The sequence below is a fragment of the Halomonas sp. Ps84H-12 genome (assembly GCF_024124725.1).
Taxonomy (GTDB): Bacteria; Pseudomonadota; Gammaproteobacteria; order Pseudomonadales; family Halomonadaceae; genus Vreelandella; species Vreelandella aquamarina.
On sequence record NZ_JAMXSJ010000011.1, the window covers coordinates 13,092 to 27,957 of the forward strand.

General features: G+C 56.6%; 15 protein-coding genes and 1 tRNA gene. 11 read left to right on the plus strand and 5 right to left on the minus strand.

What is annotated here, in order from left to right; all coding sequences use genetic code 11:
- Positions 1-2 precede the first annotated feature (2 nt).
- Positions 3-1,238, minus strand: coding sequence for a capsular biosynthesis protein (locus tag NH344_RS07465; RefSeq protein WP_253027715.1), 1,236 nt, complete (start codon positions 1,236-1,238; stop codon positions 3-5).
- 1 nt (position 1,239) lies between these two features.
- Entirely contained in the window at positions 1,240-3,258 is a 2,019-nt protein-coding gene (locus NH344_RS07470; RefSeq protein ID WP_253027716.1) for a capsular polysaccharide biosynthesis protein, read from the minus strand.
- A gap of 266 nt (positions 3,259-3,524) precedes the next feature.
- Between NH344_RS07470 and NH344_RS07475 the strand changes: the two genes are divergently transcribed.
- On the plus strand, positions 3,525-5,540 hold the full coding sequence (locus NH344_RS07475) for a diguanylate cyclase (RefSeq protein ID WP_253027717.1): 2,016 nt from the start codon (positions 3,525-3,527) through the stop codon (positions 5,538-5,540).
- Here the strand turns inward: NH344_RS07475 and NH344_RS07480 are convergent.
- Positions 5,537-5,788: an EAL domain-containing protein gene (locus NH344_RS07480; protein WP_290443988.1), complete on the minus strand. Its 252-nt coding sequence runs from the start codon at positions 5,786-5,788 to the stop codon at positions 5,537-5,539. The two genes, NH344_RS07475 and NH344_RS07480, sit on opposite strands and share 4 nt — an antisense overlap.
- Before the next feature lie 84 nt (positions 5,789-5,872).
- Here NH344_RS07480 and NH344_RS07485 point away from each other — a divergent pair, with 84 nt between their 5' ends.
- A complete protein-coding gene (locus tag NH344_RS07485; protein WP_044629048.1) occupies positions 5,873-6,820 on the plus strand; it encodes an AEC family transporter in 948 nt (315 codons plus the stop codon).
- Between the two features lie 65 nt (positions 6,821-6,885).
- Positions 6,886-6,962 (plus strand) — tRNA-Arg (locus NH344_RS07490).
- A gap of 31 nt (positions 6,963-6,993) precedes the next feature.
- Here NH344_RS07490 and NH344_RS07495 read toward each other — a convergent pair.
- Complete coding sequence (locus NH344_RS07495) at positions 6,994-7,092, minus strand: hypothetical protein (RefSeq protein WP_228168672.1); 99 nt, start codon at positions 7,090-7,092, stop codon at positions 6,994-6,996.
- On the opposite strand from NH344_RS07495, the gene NH344_RS07500 reads away from it, so the two are divergent.
- From NH344_RS07500 to NH344_RS07515, 4 genes are all read left to right on the plus strand, one after another.
- Entirely contained in the window at positions 7,057-7,569 is a 513-nt protein-coding gene (locus tag NH344_RS07500) for a DUF333 domain-containing protein (protein WP_228168685.1), read from the plus strand. The two genes, NH344_RS07495 and NH344_RS07500, sit on opposite strands and share 36 nt — an antisense overlap.
- A 174-nt stretch (positions 7,570-7,743) precedes the next feature.
- On the plus strand, positions 7,744-9,429 hold the full coding sequence (locus NH344_RS07505) for a GGDEF domain-containing protein (RefSeq protein ID WP_137093482.1): 1,686 nt from the start codon (positions 7,744-7,746) through the stop codon (positions 9,427-9,429).
- A gap of 250 nt (positions 9,430-9,679) precedes the next feature.
- Positions 9,680-10,498, plus strand: a complete 819-nt coding sequence (locus NH344_RS07510; protein WP_044629051.1) for a methyltransferase domain-containing protein — start codon at positions 9,680-9,682, stop codon at positions 10,496-10,498.
- Complete coding sequence (locus NH344_RS07515) at positions 10,495-11,484, plus strand: methyltransferase (protein WP_044629052.1); 990 nt, start codon at positions 10,495-10,497, stop codon at positions 11,482-11,484. Before NH344_RS07510 ends, NH344_RS07515 begins: the two co-directional genes overlap by 4 nt.
- 3 nt (positions 11,485-11,487) lie before the next feature.
- On the opposite strand, the gene greB is transcribed toward NH344_RS07515, so the two are convergent.
- Positions 11,488-12,021, minus strand: coding sequence for a transcription elongation factor GreB (gene greB / locus NH344_RS07520; RefSeq protein WP_082051428.1), 534 nt, complete (start codon positions 12,019-12,021; stop codon positions 11,488-11,490).
- 196 nt (positions 12,022-12,217) lie between these two features.
- Between greB and NH344_RS07525 the strand changes: the two genes are divergently transcribed.
- The 4 genes from NH344_RS07525 (at position 12,218) to NH344_RS07540 (ending at position 14,838) form a co-directional block, all read left to right on the plus strand.
- Positions 12,218-12,862 (plus strand): TRAP transporter TatT component family protein, encoded by a 645-nt coding sequence (locus NH344_RS07525; RefSeq protein ID WP_058576388.1) that lies wholly within the window; start codon positions 12,218-12,220, stop codon positions 12,860-12,862.
- A 107-nt stretch (positions 12,863-12,969) separates the two neighbouring features.
- Entirely contained in the window at positions 12,970-13,620 is a 651-nt protein-coding gene (locus tag NH344_RS07530) for an NUDIX domain-containing protein (protein WP_253027718.1), read from the plus strand.
- A 9-nt stretch (positions 13,621-13,629) separates the two neighbouring features.
- Complete coding sequence (locus tag NH344_RS07535) at positions 13,630-14,076, plus strand: DUF1249 domain-containing protein (RefSeq protein WP_172416298.1); 447 nt, start codon at positions 13,630-13,632, stop codon at positions 14,074-14,076.
- Positions 14,077-14,103: 27 nt separating this feature from the next.
- Positions 14,104-14,838: a phosphodiesterase gene (locus tag NH344_RS07540; protein WP_044629056.1), complete on the plus strand. Its 735-nt coding sequence runs from the start codon at positions 14,104-14,106 to the stop codon at positions 14,836-14,838.
- Positions 14,839-14,866: the final 28 nt, after the last annotated feature.

The window sequence follows — 14,866 nt, forward strand, 5'->3', positions numbered from 1 at the left end:
ACTCACAGCAGCTTCTCCAGAGGGGATGGGCAGGCCTCTAATATGTGCGCAGCATTATTGACCGCAAGATCGATACTGGGCTGGCAGTAAAAACCGCCGTTTACCTGGGCGGTATGCATCACGGTATTGCGAAAATAGCCGAACAATTCGGCACTGGGCGGTGGTGGCTGGTGCCAAAACTCCTCCAGCGCGCCTTCGTAGGTAAGCCCTGCCAGATTATAAATGGGGTCGCTGAGCGCAAAGGTAGGGCAGTGTGATTCCAGTGAGACGATGCCCACGGTACTGTTCACCGTGACGGTGCCCACTGCATGCTTGATCAGCGCATTCAGATCGCCGGACTCGAGGTACACGATGCGCCCGTTTGAGCCGTAAAAGTTTGAGAGCCGTTCAATGATGCTGGGGTAGTTCACCAGCCCCATGTCCAGCGGATGGTTCTTGATACATAACAGTGCATCGCTGGGTGCATGTTCAGCGAACGACCCCATCACGTGGTCCATGACCTCTTCCATATTGGCATAGGGCGAGTGGTCACGAATTTGGGCGTCTGTGTTGAGCTGTAAGGGCAGCATAAAGTATGGCTTGCCACTTTCGATCAGCGTTTTGATCCGTTCAGCATCGCGTTTTTTCCACTGTTTGAGCAGCGTAAAGCGCTTGATATAGCCTGCATACTCCACTGGTGCGGTAATGGGGGCATGGTTGCGGTAGCGCGGTGCCACGATGGGATTGGCTAGCCCTGCGACGTGGTAGGCCACATCGTGCATAGCGCGGATTTTAAACGATGAGCGAAAGCGTACCGGAGAAGGAAGCCCAGGTAACGCTTTGCCTGTTTCATAAAACCAGGTGGGATCGCGAGGCAGCAGCGAGTGGCCGTTGACTCCCTCACGTTCCAGCGTGATCCAGAAGGGGCGGAAGTAGCCCTCTTCAAACACGTGGGTGCGAATGCCTGCGGCCGGGGCTTGGTCGACCGCTGGGCGGTGCACGGGACGCCGGTCGCCGAACAGGACCTGGTCGGTAATGCCGTAGCGTTGCCATAGTGAGGTGACGAAGGCGGGCAGCTCGCTCAGAGGGCCGCGAAACAAGTGGCTATGACTGTGCGTGCGCTGCCAATAGAGGAGATCGCCCGCGTTGAAGTTAACTTTTACCACGCGGTGGCCGTCGTCGGTGAGGCGGCGGGCTAAGCGTTGGTAAAAGGGCGAGCAAACGCCTTGTAAGAATAAGAATGCGCGCTTCTGCTTCAACTCAATGGCTTCCAATCAACAAGTTACGATAGCAGCGATAAAGGCGCTGCTTCCATGTAAGTAGCGGTGTTTGTGCACTAGATTGTTGTAACTTTGCCCGCTCCAATAGGCTGACGACGGTCTCGGCATTGCAAAGCTGACCAGAGGTGGGGTCGACGTAATTGGGGTACAGCAATAGCGTGCCAGCAACGAGGGCATCCAGGGTGAGCGTCCGGTTGCGCCTGGGGCAGTGCAGGGCGTCTTGCGTTAACCCCCATCCCGCATAAAAAGGCAGGCCATAGGTCGTCACTTGACGATGACGCAACAGGGCTTCAAAACCGGTCAGCGAGCTCATTGTATGCACGGCATCCACGCGCTCTAGCAAAGCGGTGATGTCGACGTGGCTGGCGTCCAAATCATACAGACGTTTGGCATTAGTATCGAGTTTGCCCACCCGAGCCCCGCTGATCACATCAGGGTGTGCCTTGTAGATGATGAAAGCGTTCGGCTGAGATTGGCGCACGGCTTTTAGCAGCGCGCTATTGGTGCGGATCTCCGGTGAGCCGGTGGCGATGGACGCATCACTCTCGACTTGTCCCGGCACTAAAATGACCGTTCGATGATCGGGTAAGGCAACGTCAGCCGCCCCAGGGACGTTATATTTCGATAGCTTCAGGGTGACGAGGCGCTGGCGCAATTCGGCGGCCCTGGCCAGTAAGTCATTGCTAAATTCATGCTCGTTGAGCAGCGTTTCCAGGTCGCTTGGCTGACTGGGGTCGTAATAAATACCGTGTCGATCTATCACCAGTGACAGGGGTTGAGTGAGGTCGACACCCAGGCCTACCGAGCGGATAAAACCGTCTTCCATGCGCCAAAGATGAGGCAACAGTTCGCTGTGCTGCGTTTTGAAGGTGTCGTCGATACGGCTCGACCATACCAGCAGCCGTTGAGACTCGACGGCTTGCTGGGGGAGGCTCTTTTGGTAACGAACGCGGGCAGCAGGACCCAGAAAATTGCTGATGAAACGTCGCTTCCAAGAGGAGAAGCCGCAAGCGAGCCATGCGCCTCTCAACCGCTCTTGCTGACGCTTTTGGTCAGCGATGAGGTATATCGTCTCTTCCAGCGTGGATGGCTGGCCCGTGTAGGGATTGGCGTAACGGCAATAGCGAAGATAGGCCGCCGCGAACACTTCTGGCAGTGTACGAGAACGCGTGCGCCGGAGGCAGGGGAGTTGGTCTTGGGTCAGGCCCCAGCCAGCATAGAAAGGAGTGCCAAAGCAGTGGACACGTTTGCCCGCCATGAGCGCTTCGAAGCCAAGCTGGCTAGTCACCACATAGACATCGTCGACTTGGTCGAACAGGGCCCAGGGATTGATATCTTCGCTGATGACCTGGCAGCGCGGGTGCTGAAGAGCGCTGGTAAGGTGCCCTTGCTTTTTACCCGCAATCACATCGGGATGAATTTTGACCAGCACTTTGGCCTGGGGGTGATAGGCCAGTGCGTGCTCCAGCATGGCTGAAAAACTGGCGGCGCTCGCGCCACCATACTCGATGGATGCATCCCCCGCCGTTTGGTCGACCACTAACACGCTGGCGCCACTAGCGCTCAGAGGCTTGTCCGGCGCATGGTTATATTTCGATAAGCGATAACGCTTTAGTAAGGCGATGCAGTGTTCGGCCCTGGATACTTCTTCCGACGAAAAGTCGGCGGTCGCTAGCCACTGCTCTAGGTCGCTGGGTCGTGAGGCATCGTAATAAATGCCGCTGTAATCCACTACGAGACTATGCGGTTGGTAACCGGCACTACTAAGCCCTAAAGAGCGTAAAAAACCATCTTCCAGGGCGACGTAGGGAAGACGACGCTTGTCGGCGTAGCGCCTCGCTCGGCGGCTGGTAGGTTTCAACCCCCATCCAATGACGGCGTCTGGCTGGGCGCTGAGGGGACGAAGCGGGAGGACGTCGTCGAATTCTCTTAAAAATGCGGCGAGTGGTGTGATGCTGCCAATGCCTTTAGAGGTGTAACCCGCCGTACGTTTTGCCATGGAGTGTGCCGAAATGTTTTGTCGGGTGGTTTGCGAGATAGGCGGCGAACATACGTGAAATAAGCGTGGTTATCAATTCGCACGCGCTTGGCTTAGAGTTAAGGCGCTTTCGTTACGCAAAGAAACGGTTTAGAAAAAAATAGCTAAGTTGATTTGTCTCAACGCGCACATTTCAGTTGTTTTTGATAAGTTATTTCTTTCGAGCCATGATAGCGTCTGAACTCGCGAACCCCATTCAAGGAAAGTTAACGAAATAGGGATTTCTGGTGCGCCTAGCCCCCCTGATCCATCGACTGATTACGTTTCGTTCGCTAAAAAGCCGGCTGCTGCTGGGGCTTTCCTGTGCGCTGGCCATTTTGGCGGGGGCCGTGCTGGGCATGGCGTGGCAGGTCGGCAAAATCATGGTGCACGAGACCAATATCGCCCACCTGCGCTATGAAGCCGATTTGCTGGCCGATGAGATTACCCAACAGATCAACCAGCGCATCAACGCGCTACAGCGGTTGAACGGGGCCATTGGGTTGTCAGACGATCCCACTTGGTTGAATTACGAGCTGCAAAAGAACGACTCCCTGCTGGCTTGGTTCGAAGGTTTGGTGGTCAGCGATGAGAACGGCGTGATTTTGAGCGACTGGCCCAGCGTGGTGGGGCGAGTGGGCCTCGAGACCAAAGACCTCGAGTATTTCAAAATGGTGCGCGGTATTCGCCGCCCCTACGTGAGCGAGCCCTTCGTGGGCCGGGCTAGCGGTATGCCGCTGGTGCTCATCAGCATTCCTCGTTTGGATGAAAACGGGCGTTTTGCGGGCTTTGTCGGGGGCATCGTCAGCCTCAAGAGCAGCGGACTCTTCAATCGTTTGAGCACCATTCGTTTGGGTGACAGTGGCTATGCGGCCGTTTCGACCGCTTCTGGCAAAATTCTTTACCATCCTGATCACGAGTTGGTGAACGCCGAGATCAGCAACGTCCAATTGAACCCGATGTTAGAGCTTGCGCTGGCGGGTTGGAGAGGGGAAGGGGTTGCCGAACTGTCGAGTGGTCGCGTAGCGCTGCAAGCGTATGCCCAAGTGTGGCCAGCCGATTGGATAGTAGGCCTGTTTTTGCCCACCACTCAAGCACAGTTACCGCTCTCGGGGTTCATTTATAAGCTGCTGGGCATTTGGTTCGTCCTGGCGCTACTCATGATGCCGCTCTTATGGTGGCTGCTGGCTCGCATTCTCAAGCCATTGGACTATCTTGAATCGCAAATTGGTGAAGTGGGTAAGGGCGAGCGCGCGAGTCTCGATCTCGCCACCAGCATGCAGGAGTTGCAGCAAGTCGCGATGACTTTCAACCGCGTAGAGCATGAGCGCCAGCAGTTGGTCGGCCATTTGCAAGAGCGCCAGGCGTTTTTGGATTCCGTATTGAGCGCTACACCCCAGGGCATGTTCGTTGCCAATTTTGGCGGTAAGATCACTTATATGAACCCGGCACTGCTGGAGATGCTGGATATCCCTCCCGATATGCCCATGGAGGTGTGGATGGAGCAGGTGCACCCTGACGACCGAGAAGGGGCGAGGGACATGTGGGTTCACAGCTTGAAAACTGGTAGCGATTTCGTGCGCCAACTACGGTTCGTGCGCAGCGACCATGAAACGCTGTGGCTGGACATTCATGCACGGGTGGTCATGTTGTCTCAAGGGGGGCACTCGCTGGGCTTGGTCGGGGTCGTGAAGGACATTACCGAGCGTCGCCAGCAAGAGGCGTTGCAGCGCTGGGAGGCAGAGCACGACCCGTTGACGGGGCTACTCAATCGACGTGGATTCGAGCGCCGGTTGGAAGAGGCATTCGCCGACTTCCAGAAGACCAGCACGCCCTCTGCGCTGCTTCTCTTCGATCTGGACCATTTCAAGCCTATCAACGATGAGGGCGGCCACGCGCTGGGAGACGAGATGCTCCGCCGTATCGCTCAAATCGTGGCCTGGGAAGTGCGTGGCAGTGACCATGTGGCGCGCCAAGGGGGAGATGAGTTTGCCGTGCTGCTGCCCAGCTGTACGCTGGGACAGGCCGAACGTATCGCAGAGTCGTTGCGTCAATCGGTGAGTGAGGTGACCGTGACCCATGAGGGCAAAGAGTACAGCGTGACGCTCAGCATCGGCGTGACGACCTTCGATGAATGCGACGAAACGGTGGATGTGGCGATTTCCCGGGCAGATGCGGCCAGTTATGAAGCCAAAGGGGAGGGGCGAGATGCCGTGGTGGTCAAATTGCCCGAACAGTTCGACCCCATAGAGCTATTCGGTTAAGACGCGTCTGGGAAACCTTCCCGCTGCCAAGTGATCAGCCACTGGGGGAGCGCTTCGGCGGGCACGGGGCGCGCGAACTTCTTAGCCAAGAAGACGATACTCTCTACGATCGTACGATCATCTTCGCTCGCCAGCATATCGCGAACGAAGTCTCTATCGACTTTGATCAACTGCACCGGCAGGCGGTGAAAGTACGCCAGCGACGAGTAGCTGGTGCCGAAATCGTCCAGCGCCACGTCGATCCCCAGCCGTTGACAGACTGTCTAGCGAGTCGACAAATCTCAGTCAACGGTAGAGTATAAGAGGATGCTGATTCGACTGAGAGCGCCTTCGTGGACTTACTTGAACTCTTTACACGCACCCTAGACGTTACCCTGCCCGTTTTTGCCATGGTGTTCATCGGGATTGCCTTGAAGCGCCTGGGCTGGATCGATAGTGCCTTCATTTCGACCGCCTCGTCTCTCGTGTTCAAAGCTACACTGCCCACGCTGATCTTTCTCAGCCTAGTCAAAGCTGACTTGAGCGTTGCTCTAGATGTGCCGTTGCTGCTCTTTTTTGCCCTCGCCACGTTGGGCCAGTTTTTGCTGAGTTGGGGTTGGGCGCACCTGCGCGTGCCAAGAGCCGACCGTGGCATTTATGTTCAAGGAGCGTTTCGCGGAAATTGTGGGGTCGTAGGCTTGGCCTTGGCGGCGGGCATGTACGGCAATTATGGGTTATCCGCCGGTAGTTTGCTGCTGGGGGTGGTGATCGTGATGTATAACGCGCTCTCCGTTGTTGCTTTGGCAGCCTATCAGCCCGGCCAAGCGACCGATTGGCGGAGTTTGCTGGGTCATATTATTAAAAATCCGCTGATTCTTTCGGTGTTCGCTGCGCTCCCTTTTACCGCTTTCTCGGTGTCACTGCCCAGCTGGGTGATGACCTCGGGTAATTACTTTGCCTCGCTCACGCTACCGCTCGCGTTGATATGCATCGGCGCAACGCTATCGGTATCCAGCATGCGAGAGGGAAGCCAAGTGGCGCTCAGCGCCAGCAGTATGAAAATGGTGATTTTACCCGTGCTTTCCACATTGGCTGCGTGGCTGATGGGGTTTTCAGGGAATCAGCTCGGCCTACTGTTTCTTTTCTTTGCCAGCCCCACTGCTGCCGCCAGCTTCGTGATGGTCAAAGCGATCAATGGGAACGTGGCCTTGGCCGCTAATATCATCGCCATGACCACGCTCATGGCCAGCGTGACCGTGACACTGGGTATCTTCGCTCTTCGCCTGCTCGGTTGGATATGACCTCTGCCGATGCAAAACCGCGGTTGGCCGGGGCGGATCAAACCGCTATACTATGCGCCCCGTAAGTCCCTGTAGCTCAGTAGGATAGAGCAGCCGCCTCCTAAGCGGCAGGTCGCAGGTTCGACTCCTGCCAGGGACGCCAAACGCCCCCATATCTTCTTCATTTCTAACGACTAGCGCGGCGCGCCTAGCGTTTGCACCCAGTAGTGCGTAAATCGCGAGTCACTATCTTCTGCATGCGCCATGCCCATATCGGTAAAGGCATCGTTCATGAGGTTGCGGCAGTGGCCTGGCTTTCGATCCAGCTTTTGATGGCTGCGTCGGCGGAGGAGGCGGGCGCATGCGTTATCCAGAGCGTTGTCATCCACGCGATCGAACAAAGCGCCCGGGCAGCCGGGCGCTTCATGAACGGCTTATCCACTGAACTTCTCGTTTTCGTCCAAGTTGGGTGTCGCGTCTTTTTTGAGATTGGCTTTGGCGATTTCGTACAGCTGGAACGTTTTGCTCTCTTTGGCTTTCCAGTGCCCACCCATTTCTACTTTTTGCCTGCCACCAATTTCTCCATATACAGCAGATCGTTGATGAGCGTGGCAAGCCGCTGCACGTTGCGCTGGGTGGCAGCTGCGGCGTATTGCGTCAGCCTGGGCGGCGAGCGCCTCACCCGCGAAAGCGCTTTGGGAACGGGGCGTTACTGTCGACTGCCGGATCGAAAACGAGTGGCATTTATATCGAACAGAGCGATTGGATAATGATTAACGCCACCAACGAATAGGCGTTTGAAACGCATCAAACGTGCTATCAACGCAATTTTGAGTGTATAAGGTTAGCGTTAATAAAAAATAGGGTGAGCTGGTGGGTCACGCCAGCTAGGGGATCGGATGGGTACGTTCAACGTCTTGTTGCGCTTTTTATGCGTAGGAATAATGGCTGGCTTGCTGTTGCTGTCCGGTTCTTTGGCCTACGCTAGCGCGCCTGCACCGCTGACCGATTGGGAGTATCGCTGGGGAGATGCTCCTTTAGAAGATGACGCGCCTTGGAGCCCCATCGATTTTCCTTCTAACCCACCGGAGCGCAACGGCCAGAAGTCCGTTTGGTTTAAAACGGTCTTGCCAGAGGGAGAGTGGCGTGACCCAGTGTTGCACATTACCAGCATTAACTTGGTGGGGCAGATCTACCTCGATGGCACGCTGATTTATCAGCATGGCGATATGGAGGAGCCTCGTTTCATCGGTTGGCCGTGGCATTTGGTTCCGCTGCCGGAGAATTCGGCGGGCAAGACGCTGGCGCTGCGTATCTACTCCGATTACACCAGCATCGGGCTGTGGGGCGATGTAGAAATCACCGATCGTATCGATGCGCTGAAGGGGATGCTCCACGCTTCGGTACAGGACCTTGCGGTGAGTGCCTTCAGCCTGCTACTGGCGATGTTGGCAGCGATTTTTGCCATGATTGGGCCTGAGCGTCGGGGCTTTTTCGCCATCGCGCTGTTTGCGTTTTCGTCAGGGTTGATGCTGTTGGCAGAGACCCCCGTTCGGCAGCTGTTGGCAGACGCGCCGCTTACCTGGGACATTTTAAGAGCCGCCAGCTACTTTACACTGCCCATTGCCATAGGCTTGTTGCTGAGCCACTGGTTGGAGGGTGTACCAAAGCGCTGGATGAGACGTTTATGGCAGCTCCATTTGGCGTACCTCGTGGTTTCGATTGGTCTGGTCGCACTTGGCGTGGTGAACTTGGCACTGACGTTCCCCATATTCGATGTGCTGCTGTTGCTCACGCTCCCCCTCATGCTTCTGCTGGCGCTGCTGCGGGTGCGTCGTTTGAATTTGGAGCAGCGGCTGTTCGTCACTAGTTTCCTGATGTTTGCGCCACTTCTGTTGCTGGACATGTTGGTGGCGCACGAGCTGATACCTCGGCGCGACGTGCCACTGAGCTATGGGGCGTTGGGCTTCTCTTTGGCTATCGTGGGGATTTCGCTGTGGCACTACCGTCATTCGCAGCGTCAACTTGCTGTGGCCAACCAGACGCTAGAAGCACAGGTGATGGCGCGGACGGCAGAGCTAGATACCTTGGTCGAGCAGTTCAAGGGGCTCTCGCTTCAGGATGCCCTGACCGGTCTCAATAACCGTCGCCATTTCGACGCCTTGCTACATCAGGAAATGGCGCTCGCGCAGCGTAAGGGAAGCCTGCTTTCGCTGCTGATGATCGATATCGATCATTTCAAGAAAGTGAACGATAACTTTGGCCACGACGCTGGCGATGCCGTTCTGATTGAGGTCGCGGCGCTGTTAAAGAAGCATTTTCGCGGTACGGACGTGGTGTGCCGGTTGGGGGGCGAGGAGTTCGTCGCACTCCTACCGGGCACCGGAGCGGCCGAGGCCCAAACGCGTGCCGAGAAACTGCTGAAGGCACAGAGTAACCAAGCGTTGAGTCACCTTCATCAGCCGCTTGGACGCATTACGCTCTCTTGCGGAATCGCCACGTATCCAGCTCACACCATGGACCCTAAAAGGCTACTGCGCTTAGCCGACACAGCGTTGTACAAAGCTAAGAATAACGGCCGCGACCGTTGTGAAGTATGGGAAGGAGCCGTGTCGTCCAGCGAGCAGTAGCTAGCGGCTATGATGCTCAGCATATACGTAATGGTGAGCGTAAAGAGAAAAAAGCCGTTGGCAGCTGCCAGCGGTGGTGCAAGCCGCCAAAGTGCTGCCCTCCAAACAGTCGTCTGCGGGTGAGTGGGAGCAGTTCTAGTCCTAGCTGTGACCATCGCGCCTTGGACTGCTCAACCATGCTGCCTGGGGTGCGATTTTCCTGACGATAACGGGTAAACTAGCGCCCCTTTAAACTGTGGTGGCTAGAGGCATGCACCCAACCTACGAATTAACCGACGCTGGCGACCGCTACTTTGATGGCTTGGCAGATAAGTTCTCTCGCTCGCTCTACCAAGCACCCCGGGGCGAGCTGCGCCTCGCGATGCTGGATTATCTTCTGCCGCAAATGCTGCACTTACAGGCTCAGCCGGTGCTGGATGTCGGCGGTGGGTTGGGGCAGCTCTCCGGTTGGTTCGCGGCACGCGGTCACACTGTCAGCATGGCAGAGCCTTCCCACGATATGCTGGCCCACGCTAAGGCGTGGCACGCTGAGCAAGAGGCCGCTGCGGTGTGGCCTCCGGGGCAGCTTCGCTATGTGGAAGCTCCTCTACAGGCGCTGACGAGCCAAGCCCCCGGCCCCTGGCCGCTGATCACCTGCCACGCGGTATTGGAGTGGTTGGGCCATCCTGAGCAAGCGCTGCAAACCCTGGCAACGCTGCTGGCGCCTGGTGGTCAACTCAGCCTGATGGTGTTTAACCGCGACGCGCTGCGCTTTTCTAATGTGGTGAAGGGCAACTATCAAAAAGCCTTGAGTGACCAGTTAGAAGGCAAGGGCAAGCGCCAGCGCTTAACGCCGATCTCCCCAGTTACCCATGATGAAATTTGCCAGTGGGTGGGCCAGAACGGCTTACATATCGAGAGCGTTGCGGGCATCCGTATTTTTCAGGATTACGTGCGCCAGGCCCCTGAGAAGGCAGGCGATCAAGCAACACTGCTGGCGCTTGAAAAGCAGTACTGCCAGCAAGACCCTCATTGGCGCTTAGGCCGCTATTTACTTTATACCGTTACCAAACCTGAGGCTGATGTATGAGTGCACAACTGCCCGCCTGCCAACTGCTTGAACGTTACTATGGGCAGGCCGCCCGGTTATGGCCTGTCGCGCCCCCGGAAGATACATGGCTACTGACCCACTCCACCGCGATGGTGAGCGACAACGTCGCTCTGCGGCAGCAGTGGCAGGCCAGCAGACGCCTAGCCGTTAGCCCTTTCGAGCCGTTCGACTACCTACCCGACGGGCAGGTGGTGCTGTTCTGGCCCAAAGCTCACCAGCTAGGCAAGTGGTGGCTTGAGTGGCTTTGTCACGTGCTGCCTGACAATACGCCGCTCGATATCGTCGGTGAGCACCAAGGGGGCATCAAACGTGTTCCCAAGATGCTGGACGAGCTGGGCATGAGCTGTGACAAGCTCGATAACGCCCGCCGCTGCTCGCTGTTTGCCACCCGAACGGTGAAAAGGGAAGCGCCCGATAGTGCCTGGCAAACCTTTGATGCCCTGGATATGCGCTTAGTGAGCCATCCTGGCGTGTTTGGCCATGGCAAAGTCGACGAGGGAACGCTGCTTCTACTGCAGGCCCTGGAGACGGCGCTGCCGAAAAAACCGCTAAAAGTGCTGGATATGGGCTGCGGCGACGGCATTATCAGCGCCTGGCTGGCTAAACGTGGCCATGCGGTCACGGCTGTCGATGTCAGCGCCTTTGCCGCCGAAGCCTGCCGCCGCACCCTTCATGAAAATGAGCTGAACGGCACGGTGCTGGAGAGCGACGTTTACTCCGCGCTGGAGGGTGAGCGGTTTGATGTGATTATTAGCAACCCGCCATTTCATCAGGAGCGCGATATCAGCTATGGGCCTAGCACGCGTTTGATCGACGAAGCGGCTGAGCACCTTTGCGCAAAAGGGCAGCTCATTTTGGTAGCCAATGCGTTCCTGCCTTACCCTGAGCGGCTGCAGCGTGCCTTGGGTGGCTTTGAAACGCTATCCGATAACCGCCGTTTTCGGGTGTATCGCGCTACTAAATAGCTGTTACGGATGGCCATAGCGAATGGCCGTCACGGTATAGAACGTTTCGCTGTTGGGGGTGAGCACCGTGACGTCGTCATCGACCTCTTTGCCCAGCAGTGCCTTCGCCATGGGAGCATCGATGCTAATCCAGCGCTTTTGGGTATCGAGCTCATCGTGGCCGACGATACGAATATCCAGCGTTTCTCCCTCTTCATCCTCCAAGCTTACGTACGCGCCAAAAAAGATTTTATCTGTGTTAGCGGGCAGACGATCCACTACCTGTAGCTCATCAAGCCGTTTGGTTAAATAGCGGATGCGGGCAATGACCCGGTTTAGCTCCTTTTTGTTATAGGTGTAATCCGCGTTTTCACTGCGGTCTCCAAGGGCTGCGGCTTCGCCCACTTTCGCTGATAGCTCAGGGCGTTTTACCCGCGAAAGGTGATCCAAAATGCCGCGCAGACGGGCGGCACCTTCTGCAGTAATCAAATTGCTTTTAGGCTCTTGGCGAGGATCTTTAGCCGGATCTCGCCAGCGGGTCATGTTGCGACCTTTCATAAGCCAATCTTCTCCTTAAGTGCCTTGTAAGGCTTTCCTACCAGGGCATCAAGCTTACGCTACGGGAAGGTTTTATAACAAAGTCGCGATTATCTGGCGAATCATTCAAACGTTCGTTACATTAACTAGGTAAGCCGATGCTTGGCTTGAAGAGGTTTATAAATACAGTCGTTACAACAACAAACCTGGAGTGACTATGCGCGCTATTCCATTATCTCGCTTATTAATCGCCGCAGCCCTGGGCAGCACGCTGGCCCTGGCGCCTCTCAATGCCTCAGCATTTGAAGGGGAGGTTTTCTCGCTGAAAAACCGCTGGGAGCATACAGTAACGGAAATGCCTGCCAACCAGAGGGAAGAGACGCTAAAAGCGCTCGCCAGCGAAGCCGAACAGCTAGCAAGCCAGCATCCTAATGAAGCCGAGGTACTGATTTGGCAGGGCATTGTGCTGGCCTCTTACGCCCGCGAGCGCGGCGGTTTGGGGGCTTTGGGTACGGCCGGTGACGCTCGTGATGTGCTGGAGCGTGCCATTGAGATCGACCCCACCGGTGGCAACGGCTCGGCCTATGTCACGCTGGGCGCATTATATGACCGTGCCCCAGGTCGCCCGCTGGGATTTGGTAACAGCGATACTGCCGAGCGCATGTTCCAGCGCGCGCTTGAGCTTCGCCCCGACGGCATCGACGTGAACTACTACTACGCGGCGTTTTTAAAAGAAGAGGGCAACACTCAGGCGGCGCGGGAGCATGCCCAGCGCGCGGTGAACGGCACGGCCCGAGAGAATCGCCAAGTGTCAGATGAAGCACTACGACGGGATGCCGAGGCTCTACTCAGCCAGCTCTAACGTAGCCAGTATCCTTTCGATGACGATGACACGCGGTTAATCACCGCATTGGCATTCCCGGTGGGCAGCATTGATAATAGTTCGATTGTTATCATCGGGAGTGCCGTATGGGCCCTACGCTTGGTCGTGATGATGTCGAACTCATCCAACGCGACACCCTTTATCAAGGTTTTTTTCGCCTAGAAGCACTGGAGTTGCGCCACCGGCTGTTTGAAGGCGGCTGGAGCGCTACTATGCGCCGAGAAGTGCATAACCGTTTCGATGCAGTGGGTGTGCTACTGTACGACCCGCACCGTGATGCCCTGGTACTCATCGAACAGTTTCGCGCTGGGGCAATTGACGACCCGACCTCCCCCTGGAAATTAGAACTTGTGGCAGGCTTGGTAGATAAGGATGAATCCCTGGAAGACGTAGCCCGTCGCGAAGCCATGGAAGAAGCGGGTTGCCAAGTGGGACAATTAACCAAGTTGCATACCTACTACCCAAGCCCGGGTGCCTGCAACGAACGGGTGACGCTCTTTTGCGGGTTGGTGGATACTCACGGCTTAGGCGGTGTGTATGGGGTCGAAGATGAGCACGAAGATATCCGCGTGCACATTGTAACGTTTACCACCGCTTGGGAACTCCTAGAGCAGGGAAGACTCGACAACGCCATGTGTTTGATTGGGCTGCATTGGCTGGCGGGGCAGCGGGCATCGCTGCGTGCTGCGTCTCAACGCGCCGCCCTCTCGAATACTGACGCCAAGCGAACCCAGTAAGGAGTCATCATGGCAAGAGCCGCCTACGTCACCGATTTAAAAACCCTGCAGGGCGAATGCAGTGCGAACTATCTGCGTCTGCTGCGCTTGGTAGGGGGTATGGAGAGCGGTCAGCGCCGTGATATCGCACTACGCAGCGACCATCAGCACTTTGGTGACCTGCATTTAGCGATACTGCAGGAAGCGCCCTATACCACCCTGGTAGAAGTGACCCAGAGCGGGCCGCTGGACGCAGTGATCGAAGGCCCGCGCATGCGCGTACATCTCTACCATGATGTGCGTATGGCGGAAGTGGTCGACTTTCAACGCGAGCGCCATTTTAGCGGCCGCTATCGCTACCCCAATGCCCGCATGCACCAGCCGGATGAAAAGCTGCAGCTCAACTGCTTCCTGGGTGAGTGGTTGGCCCACGGGCTGGCCCACGGCCATGCTGTGGACATGCCCGAATTGCGTTGATGGAATGTCGTTAATGGAGCTACTGTCATGAGGCTGATTCAAATCACCGATTCCCATCTTTATGCCGATAAGCAGGCACGCTCCCGGGCGGGAATTCCCTGGCAGCAGTTTCAGCGTGTGCTGGAGGCTGTGATTACTGAGCGACCCGATGTCGTCGTGTTCACGGGTGATATCAGTCAGGATGAAACCGCCGCTTCCTACGCCCTTGCTTGCGAGGCGCTTTCGGCGCTGCCATGCCCGTGGTTCTGGATTGCTGGCAACCATGACCAGCCAGAGCTGATGGCCGCCGAACATCCGCTGTTAGAGGAAGTGGACTTGGAGCAGTGGCGCTTACTGCTGCTCAGCACCCAGGTAGTGGGCAAGCCCCACGGCGAGCTGGGGAGTGCTGCCTTAAGCGCTTTGGCAGAACGGCTTGAGCAAGACGACCGGCCAACCCTTATTGCCATGCACCACCCGCCTGTGGACGTAGGTGCTGCCTGGATGGATGCCATTGGCTTGCAAGACCGCGACGCTTTTTGGCAGTTACTCAGTGCCTATCCGCAGGTGAAAATGATCCTGTTTGGCCATGCTCACCAAGCCTACGCCCAGCATCATCAAGCAGCTGGCACCGATATTGGTGTCTACGGTTGCCCCGCCATGGCTGACCAGTTTTTGCCGGGAGCGGAGCAGTTTGCCATCGATGAAGCCTCACGCCCTGGCTATCGTGTGGTCGATTTCAACGCTCACGAGTGGCAGACCTGGATTGAGCGTGTGGTTGTCTAAAGAGTCTGTTAGGCGTTATAGGTATAAA